Raw genomic sequence first — 17,179 nt, 5'->3', positions numbered from 1 at the left:
CTGACAGGATTTACCGGATGAACAGGATTAGCTTATCGCCCAAAATCCTGTTCATCCGGTAAATCCTGTCAGAAAGCAAATTTAGGCCACGGCTTTGCCTGCCAGTACAGGACGTTTGTCCTTTGTTTTATTGATGACGCTCAAGCTACTTTGCCAGTCCACCTGAACGCCATCTTTGCCGAATCGGCAGGTAACGGTGTCATAGTGAGCCGTCTCAATAAAGCGCCAGATCATAACAAACGTGTTGGCGTCCTGCCAGCTACCACTGCCCGCTACTTTACGGACCGGACCTCCCGGAACAACCGTTGGGGTTAATAGAAGAGGAGCAATGGAAAACGTCGTTGTGCCGTCCCGAAAACGCCCAACGCCACATAACACTTGGTGATCGCCCTGATCATCGCGGAGTTTGAAAATACAACCATCTTTGCCGAATGTCAGCGAAACATCCTTGACGTGCAGGGAGTTTTCGGCAACCGCAAAGGTCTTGCCGCTTACCTGATTCATTACCGTCGATGTGGCTTGCGACGTTGGCGGGGGGAGCGCTAGAGTTGTCAGTTTCTGGGTTAGCGCGGCCTGTTTGAATTTGTCGGCGGGAAGGCTATTTTCCTGAAAAGCGGGCAAAATATGATCCCAGACTGCGTTCAGGATGCCCTGCATGTCGGCCGATTCGGACGTAATCGCCACGACGGCGTCTTCCTTGGGTAGCACGATGCAAAACTGCCCGAAAGCACCATCGCCCCGGTAGGCGTCGTGACGACACCGCCAGAACTGATACCCATATCCCTGAATCCAGTCGTTCACACTGGCGTCGCCTTTACCGCCTTTAGAATCAACCTCGGCACGGGTTGCCTCGGCGATCCAGTTTTCTGCGATCAGCCGTTTTCCGTTCCAGATCCCTTTTTGCAGATAAAGCTGCCCAAATTTGGCAATATCTTCGGTACGCAGCCGAAGCCCCCACCCGCCGGTATTGATGCCATTGGGATCGACTTCCCAGTCTTCACCTTCAATGCCTAGTGGTCCAAACAGGCGGGGCTTGAGGTACTCGACTACGGGCATCCCTGCGAGCTTCTGCACAATGGCCGAAAGCATGTAGGTGGCTCCGCTGTTGTACACAAAAAATGTTCCGGGCTTGTGGTCAACGGGTTGGGCCAGAAACGACTTTATCCAGTTGGTATCCGTGCCGTTACGGAGCGATGGGGTTGTGTCTTTATCATGACCAGTCGACATGGTCAATAAATCCTTTACCCGCATAGCTGCCAGGTTGGCACTGATCTCAGCCGGTACATCGTTCGGAAAAAACGAAACGACCTTATCTTCCACCGTCAGTCGTTTTTCGGCCACCGCCATGCCAACAGCAGTTGACGTAAAACTTTTACTCAGGGAATACAGCGTATGTTTCAGTTCGGGCGCGTAGGGAGCCCACCAGCCTTCGGCAACGACCTGCCCGTGCCGCAAGACCATAACACTGTGAACGTTAAGCTTTTTGGACTCGATGGTATTGATAAAATCCAGTAGACCACCGGGGGCAACGCCTTGTTTTTCGGGTGAGCTACGGGGCAACTTGCCTGACTTTGTCGGAACTGTCCAGGCGCTAACGGGCAAGGTCGTGGCAATGCTCAGGCCAATGGCCCCGAAGCCAAGTTGCCGAAGGAAATCTCTGCGGTTGAGGTTCATTGGTTCACAATGGAAATTTTGCTAAAAAATGGCTCACCAACGTAAATTGGGTGGCACCGTTTTCTCAAAAGTAGAAAGTGGGGTAGGAGTTACTATCCGCCGTGTAGAATTTAATCGATCGTTGGAAGCAACGCAGATCGCTGGCCTGTACAGACGGTTTATGTACTATCTTCATTCCATGAAGAAAACCTCTCCGCCGTACTTGATGCTAGTTCTGGCCTTACTCCTGGCTCCCCTGCATGCCCTGGCGCAGTACGGGGCCGACGCCAAAGCCGATGAAACGATAATTCGTAGCCAGCGCACCCAGTCGAATAAAGCCATACAGGCACGTGACCTGACTGGTTTCGGAAAAACAATGCGTCCGGATATGGTCGTAACCCGGGGAAGCGGCTCGCACGTATCAGGTCGTGATGCTGTGCTGGCATCAGTCTCGGTACAGTTTGCCGACAAGTCGTTTCTGGGCTATGAACGAATAACGGACAGTATACAGATTAGCACCTCCACGCCCCTGGCTGCCGAACGGGGCCATTGGATTGGCCGTTTTCAGCGCCCCGATGGTATTCAAACCATAACCGGGGTTTATCTGGCTATGTGGCAAAAAGACGGTGAGGGCTGGCGAATTCGTTCGGAGCTGTTCGTCAGTCTGGCCTGTACGGGCAGTGCCGCCTGCGGAAAGTGAGGGTCCGTACTAATCGGTAGAGCCAGGCAGGTTTTCTAAGTCTTGAATGTCTTGGGGACGACCAATGGCCTGCTTGTTACGAATTAAATCGGGAAGGCTGATCACGTTAGTTGGTACATCCTCAATCATTAATACAATTCGATTCGTATAACATTCTTCAAACGTCACACCCAACGTGAATGTCATTAAATCAACCCACTCATTATATCGGTTAAACGAGAGATAGTTTGGGACTTTTGTAAAATCGCCATGCTCAAATTCATCGTTCTTAAAGCCATATCGATACAACGCCCGCAGTAGCCGATCTGCATTATCATCACTTGGCCGTACAAAAATGTCAATATCACCTGTCGTTCTGAGATAACCATGGGCGATTACTGCGTGGCCTCCCAGAACCACATACTCAACGTTCTCTTCGTTGAATAGGCTTATCAGATTTAAGTACTTGTCCTCCATTGCCTAGTGGTGGGTTTGCCGGATTTGAATAGTAGATTACTTTAGCCCGCCGGATCAGTTTTAGCGCAGCCGCCAGTCGTTCCTGCGGAGTTTTAGCCCACCAATACGCCTTATCGTAAGATGGAATGTCGGTGAAGTTTTGAGATTTACGGATCGTATCCATTGTGAGTTGCCACAAATTTTAACTCGTTTACATCCATCCTTCGGTGTCAGTTTATCCAGAAACCGACGTTACCAATAAAAATCAGTTGGCCATAACTCCTGACTAAAAATTATGGCCAACCAGTTTTCGTATTACCCTTTCTTCTGCTCTTTGGCCCAGGCGTCTTTTAGGGTGACGGTCCGGTTGAAAACGGGCCGCTCGGTGGTCGAGTCAGGATCGCTGATAAAGTAGCCTTTGCGCATAAACTGCACATTGGCGGGGGAACCCAACCGGATAGACTCAACGAGTGATGGCTCGACAAAAGCACGAACGACCGTTAGCGAATCCGGGTTTAACAGCTCTTTGAAATCCCGCTCGTCGGCGGCAGGATTCTCGACCGAGAACAGGCGGTCGTATAGGCGAACTTCGGCTTCTACCGCGTGCGGCACCGATACCCAGTGAATCGTTCCTTTCACATTAATCCCCGACGTATCGGAACCGCTTCGACTTTCGGGAATGTAGGAGCAGCGCAGTTCGATGATCTCGCCCGCGTTATCTTTCACGACTTCATCGCACTTGATGATATAGGCTCCTTTGAGCCGAACCATACCGCCCGGAAACAGCCGGAAGAACTTCTTGGGTGGGTTTTCCAGGAAATCATCCCGTTCGATATACACCTCCCGGCTGAACGGAACGTCACGCTCCCCTGATTCAGGATCCTCGGGGTTGTTCTCGATGCGCATGATCTCTTCGCGGCCAACCTCATAGTTGGTTATAACGAGCTTGAGTGGCTTCTCATCCAGAACGGCCATGACGCGATGGGTTGTTTTGTTGAGTTCTTCGCGGATGCAAAACTCGAGCAGGCCCACATCGATCAGGTTGTCCCGTTTGGCAATGCCAATGCGGTCGGCAAATTCGCGAAGGCTGGCCGGGGTATAGCCGCGCCGACGTATACCCGCAATGGTCGGCATCCGCGGATCGTCCCAACCGGTTACGTGTCCTTCCTCCACCAGCAGTTTAAGCTTACGTTTGCTCATGACCGTATACGTCAGGTTTAGCCGGGCAAACTCAATTTGACGGGATGGGAATATGCTTAGTTTATCGATGAACCATTCGTACAAGGGCCGGTGTACCTCAAACTCCAGCGTACACAACGAGTGGGTAATGTGTTCAATGGCATCCGACTGCCCGTGGGCAAAATCGTACATGGGGTAGATGCACCAGGTGTCGCCCGTGCGGTGGTGATGTGCGTGTTTGATGCGGTAAATGATCGGATCCCGTAACTGCATATTCGGCGATGCCATATCGACCTTTGCCCGCAGCACTTTCGCCCCGTCGGGATAGTCGCCCGCTTTCATACGCCGAAACAGGTCGAGATTCTCGTCTACGCTCCGGTCGCGGTACTGATTCGATTTTCCTGGTTCGGTAGGCGTGCCCTTCTGAGCTGCTATTTCTTCAGACGTTGAGTCATCTACGTAGGCTAACCCTTTCTGAATCAGTGTTTCGGCAAACTGGTAAATCTGATCAAAATAATCCGATGCGTAGAATTCATTCTCCCAGTTGAAGCCAAGCCAGCGCACGTCATTCTTGATGGAGTCGACGTATTCAGTGTCTTCGGTAACGGGATTCGTATCGTCAAAACGAAGGTTTGTCTGTCCGCCGTATTTGTCTGCCAGGCCAAAGTTAAGGCAGATCGATTTGGCGTGACCAATATGGAGGTAGCCGTTCGGCTCGGGTGGAAAACGGGTATGGACCCGGCCTCCGTTCTTACCCGAAGCTAAATCGTCTTCAACAATCTGTTCAATAAAATTCAATGATCCTCCGGCGTTGTTGCGGTCTGCCGCACTGTGTTCGTCGGAGTCTGTCGTTACTTCAGTCATGGCGCTTAATCGATGCTGATAAAGCGCCGAAATTACGGGCTTTGAGCGGGTTTGGCAAACCCGAGCCGAGTTGTTTTAACGCGGATGCCTGCTTGCCAAAATACCCCTAACTGACCAGGCATTAGGCTTTACACTTTTGGTAATAAACCGGTCGGTAAGCGATTCTCTGTACTACCGTGAGAGTATGACTACTGATTATCAGTATTATAGCTTTTTTCTATAGAGTGAGTTTAGTGAAGGAAAATTACTTAAGTAATCAACAATCCTTAATTAATTTATTATTAGGCGTGAACAAAAGGGCGATCAGAAAGAGTTGTTAGATAGTACACGTTGTTGACTAATATCGCCATCGGGTGCAATTGCCACTCATTGTTTTATGAAGAATTGTTTGTTCATCCTCCTCTTTGGGGTTGTCAGCGCATTATCGGGTGCGGTTTTCGCGCAAAAAACATCAGATTCGTTAGCCCGTCAGGCTTACCTACCCGATTGTATTCAGTATGCGCTGGGTCATCAGCCCCTCGTCCGCCAGTCGATAATTGACCAGGAAATCGCGGAGCGTACGGTTCAAAGTTCGCTGGCGGCCTGGTATCCGCAAATCACAGCGGGCTACAACCTTATTCACAACCTTAAGCTACCGGTAACGATCTTTCCCGATCCGACGACTGGAGAGAGTGTTCCCCGGGCCATTGGGGCAAAAAACACATCGACCGCTTCGTTCTCCGTGTCGCAAAGTATTTTTAATCGGGATGTGCTGCTGGCGAGTCGGACCGCCGATGCGTATCGCGCTCAGGCAACGCAAAATACCATCAGGAATAAAATTGACGTGGTTATTAACGTCAGCAAGGCGTTTTATGACGTAATCCTGACGCAGCGACAGGTGGATATTCTGAGCGAAGATATTGTACGGCTGCAACGAAGCCTTCAGGATGCTTCCAATCAGTACCAGGGCGGAATCGTTGATCGAACGGACCCCCAGCGGGCCAAGATCGCGCTCAATAATTCCCGCGCTCAGCAAAAGCAGTACCGGGATCTGGTCGGGGCCAAAGTGCAGAACCTCAAGCAGCTCATGGGGTATCCGCCCAATCAGACGCTTAACCTGACCTACGATACGCTTCAACTGGCAAATGAGGTGGTTATGGATACGATGTTGCTGGCCAATCCGAAAAGTCGGATCGAATACCAGTTGCTGCAAACCCAGGGTCGCCTGTTGAACGCTAACGTACGTTACAATCGGTGGGCTTACCTGCCATCCGTATCGGCTTTCGGCAATTACAACTTCTTATATCAGAACAATGCGTTTGGTCAGCTCTACAGTACGGCTTTCCCAAACTCAGCCGTTGGGTTAGCCCTTATACTGCCCATTTTTCAGGGAGGGCGACGCATCCAGCAGACGAAGATTGCGGAATTGCAGGTCCAGCGGCTCAACTGGGATCTAGCCGCGCTGACCAGTGCTGTCGATGCCGAATACGCCCAGGCGCTGGCCAGTTACAAGGGTAATCTGGCAAACTATTTGGCCCTGCGGGAAAATCAGCTGCTGGCCGAGGATGTGTACCGAATCATCAACCTCCAGTACCGATCCGGCATCCGAACGTATCTGGACGTAACCGTTGCCGAAGCCGACCTGCGAACGGCCCGGCTAAACGTATTCAACGCGCTGTATCAGGTCCTGATCAGCAAACTGGATGTTCAGCAGGCATTGGGCGTTATTCAGTTCCAACAATAGCATACTATTCTAACACTCATTTGTTGCTTGTCAGTGAACCGCAATGGACCACCTGACTTCTTCCAGCAAACAGTCTATAGTAATTCGTACCGGCGACCCGGAACAAACCACTTATGAAGCCTTTCAATCACCTGATTTTACTTACCGGAGGAGTGATCCTGATTGCCTGTGGCGGCAAGAAAGACGAACAGCAGGCTCCGCCACCACCAACGGCCGTTTCGGCGGTGAAAGCGGAGCGGGGAAACGCCACTTATTACGATCAGTTTCCGGCTACCATAACCGCTTTGGTCGAAGTAGAAATTCAACCCCAGGTATCGGGTAACATCACCGGTATTTTCTTTCAGGATGGGCAGCCTGTTCGCAAAGGACAAAAGCTCTATTCCATTGATCCTCAACAGTATCGGGCCGGCTACGATCAGGCGGTGGCTAACCTGAACGTTCAGAAAGCCAACCTCAACCGGGCTCAGAAAGACGCCGACCGATACAATACACTGGCGCAACAGGACGCGGTCGCCAAGCAACTGGTCGATAACGCCAATGCGTCGCTGGAGGCCACCCGGATGCAGGTCGAAGCGGCTCAGGCAACGATTCGGCAGGTAGGTACAAATTTGAAATATACCACCATTTATGCTCCACTGGACGGCACGATCGGTATCTCACAGGTGCGCCTGGGGGCAGCAGTCGCACCAGGATCAACCCCGCTGAACACGATTTCGTCCGACAACCCCATTTCTGCCGATCTTCAGGTAGATGCGGCTGAAATACCCCGGTTCATCCGGTTGCAGGGGCAAAAGAACGCTGCGCAGGATTCAACACTTCAATTGGTAATGACCGACGGAAGTATCTACAAGTACCCCGGTACCGTGCGCATCATCGACCGCGCGGTTGATCCCCAAACAGGAACATTACGGGTTCGGGTGGCTTTCCCGAATCCAAACAAGGAACTGAAAGTAGGGATCAACGCCAACGTTCGGGTAAAAAACAGCACAGGTCAGCCTCAGCTGTTAATCCCGTACCAGGCCGTAACCGAGCAGATGAGTGAGTACTTTGTTTTCGTGGTTGGCGACAGCAGTAAAGTTACCCAAAAGAAAGTAACGTTGGGTGCTCGGATCAATGACAAAGTGATCGTTAAGAATGGTCTGAACGAAGGGGAAGTCGTGGTAACCGAAGGAACCCAAAAGGTACGTGAAGGCGCTAAAGTGCGGGTCACCTCGTCGGGTCAGGAAAACAGTGCCAAAGGTGATTCCAGCACCCGGCAGACAGCAGCAAAATAAAAATAAATGAGTGAAAGACTGAAAGAGCGAAAGGGTGACTGGAAGCAACAAGCAACTAATTCACCGTCCAGACGAATCACTCTTTCACTCATTCGCTCCTTCACTCTTTGACTTATGTTCGCAGAAATATTTATAAATCGGCCAGTTACTGCCATCGTCGCGTCTATCGTGATCGTTATCATGGGTGTGCTGGCCTTGCTGAGTTTACCCGTCAGCCAGTACCCGGACATTACGCCCCCGGTGGTGCAGGTGACTGGTACGTACACCGGGGCCGATGCGCAAACGGTGGAACAAACGGTTGCCACACCCATTGAAACCCAGGTGAATGGTACGCCCGGTATGGACTACGTGCAGACCAATGCGACCAACGATGGGCGGATGTCGATGAACGTGACGTTCAAAGTGGGTACCGATGTGAACATTGCCGCTCTTGATGTGCAGAACCGGGTTGGCATTGCCCAGCCGCAGTTGCCGCAGGAGGTTACGCGTCTGGGGGTTGTGGTACGGAAACGGAATCCATCGCTGTTCATGCTGGTGGCTATGTACTCCCCCAAAGGAACGCACAACGTATCGTTCCTGGATAACTACACCAATATTTACATTCGCGATGCGCTGTTACGGGTGCCGGGGGTGGGCGATATTTTCAGCCGGGCCGATGATTTCAGTATGCGTATCTGGATCAAGCCCGATCGGTTGGCCCAGCTGGGCATGACACCCGACGATGTGGTGGCCGCCTTGCAGGAGCAAAACCTGCAGGTAGCGGGCGGTTCCGTGGGCGCATCTCCGCAGCCAGCATCTCAGGCGTTTGAATATTCCGTTTTTACCAACAGTCGGCTCAGTAAGGAAGAAGATTTTCGGAAGATCATTGTCCGCAGTGATCCGGCCAAAGGGTCGCTCGTGTATCTGTCCGATGTCGCCCGGGTGCAGCTGGGTAAATTCTCCTATGCCAGTAACTCGTTCGTTGACGGCAAACGGGCCTCTTATCTGCTTGTGTATCAGTTGCCGGGCAGTAACGCGCTCGAAACCGCAAAGGGCGTTTATGCCGCCATGGACAACCTGAAAAAGACCTTCCCGAAAGATGTTGAATACGTCGTACCCTTCGAATCGGTATCCGTAATTCAGGTATCGATTGGCGAGGTAGTTAAAACCCTCCTCGAAGCCCTGGTACTGGTTATTCTGGTGGTTTTCCTGTTTCTGCAAAGCTGGCGCGCTACCTTGATCACGCTGTTGGCCATTCCAGTATCCATCGTTGGTACCTTCGCGTTGTTCGTACCGCTTGGTTTCACCATCAATACCTTAACGCTCTTCGCGTTCGTGCTGGCCATTGGTATTGTGGTGGATGATGCCATTGTGGTGGTGGAGGCCGTTCAGGTGAACCTCGACAAAGGCATGACGCCCAAAGAGGCTACCAAAGAGGCCATGCGCGAAATTTCGGCACCGGTCATCGCCATTGCTCTTATTCTGGCGGCTGTATTTGTACCGGTAGGCTTTATTCCGGGTATCGTAGGGCGACTTTATCAGCAGTTCGCCATCACCATTGCCGTATCGGTACTGATCTCGGCGTTTGTTGCTCTATCGCTGACACCGGCTTTGTGTACGCTGTTACTGCGTCCGATGCACATCGATGAGAATGCGAAAGGACTGAACAAGTTTTTCTACAAGTTCAACCAGTGGTTCGAGCGGGTGACCAACGCGTACTCGAACGGAGTTCAGCGCCTGATTAAGGCGACTCCGCTGGTCATCGTCGGGCTTGTCGTGGTGTATATCGGAACCGGCTTGCTGTTCCGGGCGAAACCAACGGGATTTATCCCAACAGAAGATGAAGGGCGATTGATTGTTACCTACGAGATTCCGGAAGCTGCTTCGACAACCCGTAGCCTTGAGGTGCTGAACAAGATAATGAACATTCTGAAGCAGCAGCCCTACGTGGATCACTTCGCGGCTCTGGGTGGTCTGAACGCCATCACATTCGCATCGAAGTCGAACAGTGGGACGGTCTTTATGCAGTTAAAGCCCTGGGAAGAACGCAAGGAGCGAAACATGCAGGCTGACTCGCTGGTGGTGAAGCTACAGAAAGCATTGGCTGGCTTAAACGATGCCCGCCCGCAAGTGCTGCAACCACCGGCTATTCCGGGGCTGGGCCAATCGTCGGGTTTTACCTTCGAGATCCAGCAGCGCGAATCCAACGACGATGTACGCGCGTTCGATAACGTGGTACAAAACTTCCTGGCTGAGGCCAATAAGCGCCCCGAAATTTCGCGTGCTTTCACCTATTTTACCGCCAAATCACCTGCCTATCGGGTTGACGTTGATCGGGATAAATGCAAAAAGCTGGGCATCTCGGTCAGTTCGGTGTACACGACCATGCAGACGCTACTGGGCAGTCAGTACGTCAACGACTTTATCATTTACGGACGGAAGTTCCGGGTGGTGGCGCAGGCCGACACCATGTACCGGGCCGATATCAAAGCGCTTAATCAGTATTACGTCCGGAATGGGGCGGGTCAGTTAGTGCCGATCAGTACGGTTATCAAAACCAGCGTTATTGAAAATGCTCCTCTGATTTCACACTTTAACCTGTTCCGCTCGGTCGAGCTGAACGGGGGCGCCAAGCCGGGCTACAGTACCAGTCAGGCCAACGACGCCCTGCGCGAAGTGGCGGCCAAGGTGTTACCCGCCGGATACTCGTATGATTTTAGTGGCTTGAGCCGTGAGGAGATTAACGCGGGCAGCAGCTCTATTTACATTTTCATGCTGTCGATCGGATTTGTATTTCTCTTTCTGGCGGCTCTGTACGAAAGCTGGTCAGTGCCGTTCTCGGTACTATTGTCAGTACCCATTGGTGCTTTGGGGGCTATTATTGCCTTGATTATATTTCCATACCTGACCAATAACGTTTACGCCCAGATTGGGTTAATTACCCTGATTGGTCTGGCGGCTAAAAACGCCATTCTGATCGTGGAATTTGCCAAGGAGCGCGTCGATAAGGGGGAGGACTTGCTGGAGTCGACCATTGAAGCGGTTCGCCTTCGCTTACGCCCGATCCTGATGACGTCGCTGGCGTTTATTTTAGGGGTATTCCCGCTAGCTCTGGCCAGTGGTGCCGGTGGAGTAGCCCGTTCGACCATTGGCCGTACCGTATTGGGTGGTATGCTGGCGGCTACGTCGCTGGCCATCTTCGTGGTTCCTGTCCTGTATGTTGCCATTACGAAACTCGCCTATGGCAAGAAAGGGCTGGAGAAACTGAAGGAGAACGCCAAAAAGAACGAAGAACCTGAAACGGCACCTAAACCCGCCGTTCAGGCAGTCTCGACCAACGGACGTAACCACGAGTAAAACGGTCTAAGCTCCCTGTCCAAAAACGTACGGAAAGTGTCCGTTTCTGGACGACATATGAGTTTTTGATTACCATGAAAAGGCCATTCCGCTAAGGAATGGCCTTTTTTGTAGTTTGGCAAGGCATTTGACATACAGAAATAGAAGAAATGAAACGAGCATATAAACTCAACAGCTAACCCCATGCGTCGGAGTGATTTAGGTGAGTTTGAAGAGGTCGTTTTGCTGGCCGTGGCTGCTTTGTCTCCTGCGGCCTATTCGGTGGTGATTGCGGAGGAACTGGAGCAGGAAACGGGTAATCTGGTTAGTACGGGGGCAGTTCATGCAGCCCTGCAACGACTGGAACAGAAAGGCTACCTGACTTCGCTGCTCGGCGACGCAACCGCCGAGCGGGGTGGGCGACGGAAACGCCTGTTCACCGTTACGCCCCTCGGCGGACGGGTTTTGAGTGACGTGCGTGCCGTTCGAAACCGGCTATGGGATCGTATTATCCCACAAACCATACTTAAATGGGGCTAGCAGCCAATGCGTATGGATCCTACCAAACAGACTACACCGCCCCAATGGCCTGACAAACTGCTTGGCTGGCTGGTGGCTCCGCACCTTCGGGAAGAGGTGCTGGGCGACATCCACGAACGCTATGCCCGCCGTGTGCAGCGGCTGGGCGAGCGCCGGGCCCGCCTAACTTACTGGCGTGAGGGGCTGGCCTATATAAGACCCTCGTTCATTCAACGTAAACAAACCGATCCGGTATACCGGCAATACCCCCAACCAGCCAACACAGACATGCTACGGAATTATCTGAAAATCGCCTGGCGAAACTTGATCAAACAAAAAGGCTACTCGTTCATCAACATCGCGGGTTTATCGGTCGGTATGGCCGTTGCCATGCTCATTGGTCTGTGGGTACGTCATGAATATTCGTACGACAAGTTTCTCCCAAACTACGAACAGTTATACCAGGTAAGACGGAATTTCAACAGCAATGGCGATACCCTGACGTTTACATCGACATCGCTTAAGCTGGCCGATGCCCTGCGCAATCAGATTCCCGAAATTGAACACGTCGCCGAGAGCGATTATATAGGTTCGCATGGACTCAGGGTAGGGGATAAAAAAATCTATGTCGATGGAGCGCAAATTGGGAGCGACTTTCTGAAGATGTTTCAGTATCCGCTGATCGAAGGAGAGGCCGGTATGGCTCTGAACGATCCCTATTCAATTGTGCTGACCGAAGGGACCGCCCGATCACTCTTCGGAGACGAAAATCCGATGGGTAAGATCGTTCGGTTCGACAACCAGAACGATTTGAAAGTAACGGGCATTCTGAAGAATCTTCCTGATAACTCGTCATTAAAATTCAATTACCTGGTTCCATTCAGTTATCACGAGGCAACGGTAAACGGCGTGCGACTGTCCCGCAGCGGTAGCTTTGGCGAGAACGCATATCAAATTTTCGTTAAGCTCAAACCCCACGTCGCATACGCACAGGTCTCCCGCAAAATCGCTCCGATTGAACATATTGAGCGGAACAACAGCAATGCCATGAATTCGGTCGTTATTTTACAACCGCTGCAAAACTGGCATCTGTACTCAGCCTACCAGAATGGAAAAGAAACGGGCGGGTTTATTGAATACGTGCGGATGTTCAGCATCATTGGCGTTCTGGTTGTGCTGATTGCCTGCATCAACTTTATCAATCTGACCACCGCCCGGTCGGCCAAGCGAGCCAAAGAAGTAGGCATCAGGAAGGCGGTTGGCTCCCAGCGGCAGCAACTCATCAGCCAATTTCTGACCGAATCATGCCTGCTTACGTTTGTGGCTTTCCTGTTCTCCTTGCTCTTGGTGCAACTCCTGTTGCCTGCATTCAACGTGATGATCGATAGTCAGGTCGCCATTCCTTACGCTGACGCCGGGTTCTGGATGGCTCTGCTGGGATGCCTCCTGGCAACGGCTCTGCTGGCTGGTAGTTTACCCGCCTTTTACCTGTCTTCTTTTCAACCCGTAAAGGTGCTCAAAGGCATGATGCAAGTTGGGAAAGCGGCTTCGTTACCTCGCAAAGTTTTGGTGGTTGCGCAGTTTAGCTGCTCCATCGCCCTGATCCTGAGTGCCGTTATTGTGTACAGGCAAATTCAGCACGCCAAGGACAGACCGACCGGTTACAATGTCAACCGGTTGCTGATGACCAACATGAACAGGGAGTTAGGGCAGAATATAGCCATTCTAAAAGATGAGTTAATCAAAAACGGAATCGCTGAATATGTGTCGCAGGCATCGAGTCCGGCCACTGAAATCTGGCGGCATTCCGATCTGGACAAATGGCCGGGCAAAAGTGCAGGTGAAACGGTAGAAATGGGTGTCATACGGGTAGCCAGCGATTACCTGAAAACGGTGGGAATGACGTTGGCGCAGGGTCGGAATTTCAGCAGTGAAACCGATACCAACAGCGTTATCGTCAATGAAGCAGCCATCAAGCGGTTTCGATTGCTGAACCCGGTTGATCAGGTTGTTACGTGGCAAGGCAAACCGTACAGAATCGTTGGGGTGGCTAAAGACGCCTTGATGCAATCGCCATTTACCAAAGCAGACCCAACGATGTTCGTTTGTACGCCGGGCCCGCTCAACGTTGTCCTCTATCGCATCGCTCCCCAGATGGCCACTCAGGACGCCCTTACGCAGATGACGGCTTTGTTTAACAAATACAACCCGTCTTATGCCTATAGTTATCGGTTCGCCGATGTAAGCTATGCCGCCAAGTTTAAGCTGGAATCGCTCGTTGGTAAACTGGCCGGTATTTTTGCGGGACTGGCCATCTTTATTTCCTGTCTGGGTCTGTTTGGGTTGGCGTCGTTCATGGCCGAACGACGCACCAAGGAGATCGGCGTTCGCAAAGTACTTGGCGCATCGATGGTGAATCTCTGGGGATTGTTGTCCAAAGAATTTGTCTATCTGGTTGGTATCGCTTTTCTCATCGCCACACCCATAGCGTACTACCTTCTCGCAAACTGGTTGCAGAAATACGAATACCGGACGGAACTGTCCTGGTGGATCTTTGCCCTGACGGGCCTGGGCGCCATGGTCGTTACACTGCTGACTGTCAGTTTCCAAAGCGTTAAAGCGGCTTTACTGGACCCGGTGAAGAGTCTGAAAATTGACTAAGGTCATCCATCCGATGAAATCCAGAATACCCCGTAACCATACCGGGCCACCCAACTGGCTCAATAAACTGCTTGGCTGGCTGGTGGCTCCGCACCTTCGGGAAGAGGTGCTGGGCGACATCCACGAACGCTATGCCCGCCGTGTGCAGCGGCTGGGCGAGCGCCGGGCCCGCCTAACTTACTGGCGTGAGGGGCTGGCCTATATAAGACCCTCGTTCATTCAACGTAAACAAACCGATCCGGTATACCGGCAATACCCCCAACCAGCTTACACTGACATGCTACGCAACTATCTGAAAATCGCCTTCCGGACCTTGAGTCGGAATAAACTATACACGACTCTCAACGTGGCTGGTCTGACCTTCGGTACTACGTGTTTTTTGCTGATCGGCCTGTACCTGTTCGATGAAGTGACCTTCGATCAGCAACACAGCAAAACGAGCCGCCTTTATCGCGCTATTCAACATAAAAAAACGCCGACCGAAGAGCTGACCATCGCAGCATCGAGTTATAAAGTGGCCGAAGAAGCGAAGAAACGCATCGGCGAGATCGAAAATGCCGCTCGCATTATCCGGGTTGGACGGGCGAATCTATCAAACCCGGAAAACAAAAACACGTTTCAGGAAACAACCGCCTTTGGGTCCCCAGGTGTACTGGAGTTGTTTGACTTTGAGGTTGTTGATGGCAACGCTAAGTCAGGCTTAAGCGAGCCAAACGCCATTATTATCGTCGAAGAACTGGCCCTGCGGCTTTTCAATACTACCCAGGTCGTTGGCAAAACCGTTGATTTTGAATTTGGATCGGGCAAACCGTTAACGATCACCGCTGTTCTGAAAAACCATCCCCGCAATTCCAGTTTTGATTTCAACTCGATCGTTTCGGAAGCGACCATCAATAGCGACGATGAATTTAAGGGGTGGACAGCCGACTGGGATTCCCAAAATTTCACGACGTTTTTTCTCTTAAAAGAGAAAGCCAATCCGCAGGTTGTGGCTAAGAAAATCACGGATTTACTGCATGCCAATGCCAGACTGGAGCCGGGTGTTTCCCTGAGTTATGCGCTGCAACCCCTGGCGGATATGCACCTGTATTCGGAAGGTATAGTCGATGGGGCCAGAAATGGAAATGTAGAAGCCATGAGCCAGGGAGGACTGCTCTACATCAAAATCTTTGCCGTTGTGGCATTGTTTGTCCTGCTCATCGCCTGCATTAATTACATGAACCTGGCTACGGCGCGGGCCTCCAACCGGTCGAAAGAAATAGGAGTTCGCAAGGCGAGTGGCGCTTTTCAACGCCATCTCATCGATCAGTTTCTAACCGAATCGCTCGTTGTTACGAGTATCTCGTTTTGTCTGGCTGTGGTGCTGGTTAATGTACTTCTTCCGGCTTTTAATGAATTCACCCACAAAGAACTGTCGCTGGGCATGCATAGCGATTACCGGATCTGGCTGTTTATCCTGCTGACGCTTGTGGCAACGGGTTTACTATCCGGTAGTTACCCGGCGTTTCTATTGTCCAGCTTCAGCCCGCTGCTGTTGCTGAAGAACCTGAAAATTCAGGGCAAAAGCGATTTTTCAATACGGAAAGGCTTGGTCGTTTTTCAGTTTACGATATCCATCGTGATGATGATCGCTACCATAGTGCTTTTCCAGCAAGTGCGGTTCGCGAACACGAAAAACCTGGGATTTAACAAAGAGCTACTGCTGGTCATCGACATTAACAGCGGCAAAGTGCGCAGTAGTGCTGAAACGATTAAAACGGAATTTGGGCGAATCGCAACAGTCAAGCAGGTGTCAGTTACCTCCCGGGTGCCGGGCGAATGGAAGACCATTCCCACCGTTAAGATAAGGCCCGAGGGACATAATGACGACTATAAAGTCGCTTACCTGATTGGTGCCGACGAGAACTTCACCCATACGTTCGAGGTGCCGCTGGTGAGTGGCCGGAATTTTGGGGGTGCGAACGATTCGACATCCGTCATGCTAAACGAAACAGCTGCTAAACTACTGGGCATTACCGAAGCTTCGTCGCAACGGGTTACCATACCCTCCCGATCAATGGGGGGCAATTACAGGCCACTCAACGAGGCCAACCAGCCGTTTACCGCGCGGGTGATTGGCATCGTGAAGGATTTCCATTTTCAATCACTGCGCGAAAAAATTGCCCCTATGGTATTAGCGTACCAGAACAATCCGGTGCATAATATAGATTATTTCACTGCCCGAGTTGACGGTAATGATATACCGGCAACGTTGACCAGGCTGAGCGACGTGTTAACAAAAATAGATCCTACGCATCTGCTGGAGTACCACTTTCTGAATGAACAATTAGCCCGTTTCTACGCCGAAGATCAACGCCGGCAAACCTTGCTGATTTGGGTAGCGCTGGCTACCATTTTCATTGCCTGCCTGGGCCTTTTCGGGTTGGCCACGTATGCCGCTGAGCAACGTGTTAAGGAAGTGGGTGTGCGCAAAGTGCTGGGAGCAGGCGTCCTGAATCTTACCACGTTGCTGTCAAAAGATTTTCTGAAACTGGTCCTGATTGCCAATGGCATTGCCTTTCCGTTGGCCTGGTGGGCTACGAATCAATGGCTGCAGGAGTTTGCGTATCACATAGAGGTGGAGTGGTGGGTATTTGTCGTTTCCGGGATTCTGGCGCTCGCCGTTGCCCTGGCAACCGTGAGTTACCAGGCCATAAAAGCGGCCCTGATGAATCCGGTGAAAAGCTTACGGAGCGAATAAAAGCAGGAACGAGGCCATGCCGGAAACCGGAGAGATCCTGGTTCGCGTTGACGATGGAAAAACAGACTACGGTTGCCACACGGTCGATGACCGGCATGCCGGAATGCAGGGTAGAA

General features: G+C 51.6%; 10 protein-coding genes. 7 read left to right on the top strand and 3 right to left on the bottom strand.

Annotated elements, in window-relative coordinates; translation table 11 throughout:
- Nucleotides 1–81 precede the first annotated feature (81 nt).
- The gene (locus ACYU87_RS08685) at nucleotides 82–1,674 is read right to left on the bottom strand and encodes a serine hydrolase domain-containing protein (protein ID WP_461133670.1); all 1,593 of its coding nucleotides are present in this window, start codon (nucleotides 1,672–1,674) and stop codon (nucleotides 82–84) included.
- Between the two features lie 178 nt (nucleotides 1,675–1,852).
- On the opposite strand from ACYU87_RS08685, the gene ACYU87_RS08680 reads away from it, so the two are divergent.
- Nucleotides 1,853–2,353: a YybH family protein gene (locus ACYU87_RS08680; RefSeq protein ID WP_461133669.1), complete on the top strand. Its 501-nt coding sequence runs from the start codon at nucleotides 1,853–1,855 to the stop codon at nucleotides 2,351–2,353.
- Between the two features lie 9 nt (nucleotides 2,354–2,362).
- Here ACYU87_RS08680 and ACYU87_RS08675 read toward each other — a convergent pair whose 3' ends face one another.
- Together ACYU87_RS08675 and ACYU87_RS08670 are read right to left on the bottom strand one after the other, a co-directional pair.
- A complete protein-coding gene (locus ACYU87_RS08675; protein ID WP_461133668.1) occupies nucleotides 2,363–2,809 on the bottom strand; it encodes a DUF6036 family nucleotidyltransferase in 447 nt (148 codons plus the stop codon).
- Between the two features lie 294 nt (nucleotides 2,810–3,103).
- Nucleotides 3,104–4,831, bottom strand: coding sequence for a glutamine--tRNA ligase/YqeY domain fusion protein (locus ACYU87_RS08670; RefSeq protein ID WP_461133667.1), 1,728 nt, complete (start codon nucleotides 4,829–4,831; stop codon nucleotides 3,104–3,106).
- 376 nt (nucleotides 4,832–5,207) lie between these two features.
- Between ACYU87_RS08670 and ACYU87_RS08665 the strand changes: the two genes are divergently transcribed.
- From ACYU87_RS08665 to ACYU87_RS08640, 6 genes are all read left to right on the top strand, one after another.
- Entirely contained in the window at nucleotides 5,208–6,554 is a 1,347-nt protein-coding gene (locus tag ACYU87_RS08665) for a TolC family protein (protein ID WP_461133666.1), read from the top strand.
- 113 nt (nucleotides 6,555–6,667) lie between these two features.
- Nucleotides 6,668–7,828 carry an efflux RND transporter periplasmic adaptor subunit gene (locus ACYU87_RS08660; RefSeq protein WP_461133665.1) on the top strand — a complete coding sequence of 387 codons (1,161 nt, stop codon included), beginning with the start codon at nucleotides 6,668–6,670 and terminating at the stop codon, nucleotides 7,826–7,828.
- A gap of 114 nt (nucleotides 7,829–7,942) precedes the next feature.
- On the top strand, nucleotides 7,943–11,164 hold the full coding sequence (locus ACYU87_RS08655; protein WP_461133664.1) for an efflux RND transporter permease subunit: 3,222 nt from the start codon (nucleotides 7,943–7,945) through the stop codon (nucleotides 11,162–11,164).
- Nucleotides 11,165–11,347: 183 nt separating this feature from the next.
- Entirely contained in the window at nucleotides 11,348–11,683 is a 336-nt protein-coding gene (locus tag ACYU87_RS08650; protein WP_461133663.1) for a PadR family transcriptional regulator, read from the top strand.
- Between the two features lie 12 nt (nucleotides 11,684–11,695).
- Complete coding sequence (locus ACYU87_RS08645) at nucleotides 11,696–14,323, top strand: ABC transporter permease (protein ID WP_461133662.1); 2,628 nt, start codon at nucleotides 11,696–11,698, stop codon at nucleotides 14,321–14,323.
- Between the two features lie 13 nt (nucleotides 14,324–14,336).
- On the top strand, nucleotides 14,337–17,063 hold the full coding sequence (locus ACYU87_RS08640; protein WP_461133661.1) for an ABC transporter permease: 2,727 nt from the start codon (nucleotides 14,337–14,339) through the stop codon (nucleotides 17,061–17,063).
- Nucleotides 17,064–17,179 lie beyond the last annotated feature (116 nt).

The organism is Spirosoma lituiforme, from assembly GCF_054776635.1.
This window is presented reverse-complemented; position numbering and strand designations above follow the sequence as displayed.

Bases quoted from the DNA above. Each gene is read 5' to 3' on its own strand.
- ACYU87_RS08660 (WP_461133665.1), top strand. From the start codon at position 6,668: ATGAAGCCTTTCAATCACCTGATTTTACTTACCGGAGGAGTGATCCTG.
- ACYU87_RS08670 (WP_461133667.1), bottom strand. From the start codon at position 4,831: ATGACTGAAGTAACGACAGACTCCGACGAACACAGTGCGGCAGACCGC.
- ACYU87_RS08685 (WP_461133670.1), bottom strand. From the start codon at position 1,674: ATGAACCTCAACCGCAGAGATTTCCTTCGGCAACTTGGCTTCGGGGCC.
- ACYU87_RS08680 (WP_461133669.1), top strand. From the start codon at position 1,853: ATGAAGAAAACCTCTCCGCCGTACTTGATGCTAGTTCTGGCCTTACTC.
- ACYU87_RS08640 (WP_461133661.1), top strand. From the start codon at position 14,337: ATGAAATCCAGAATACCCCGTAACCATACCGGGCCACCCAACTGGCTC.
- ACYU87_RS08675 (WP_461133668.1), bottom strand. From the start codon at position 2,809: ATGGAGGACAAGTACTTAAATCTGATAAGCCTATTCAACGAAGAGAAC.
- ACYU87_RS08650 (WP_461133663.1), top strand. From the start codon at position 11,348: ATGCGTCGGAGTGATTTAGGTGAGTTTGAAGAGGTCGTTTTGCTGGCC.
- ACYU87_RS08645 (WP_461133662.1), top strand. From the start codon at position 11,696: ATGGATCCTACCAAACAGACTACACCGCCCCAATGGCCTGACAAACTG.
- ACYU87_RS08655 (WP_461133664.1), top strand. From the start codon at position 7,943: ATGTTCGCAGAAATATTTATAAATCGGCCAGTTACTGCCATCGTCGCG.
- ACYU87_RS08665 (WP_461133666.1), top strand. From the start codon at position 5,208: ATGAAGAATTGTTTGTTCATCCTCCTCTTTGGGGTTGTCAGCGCATTA.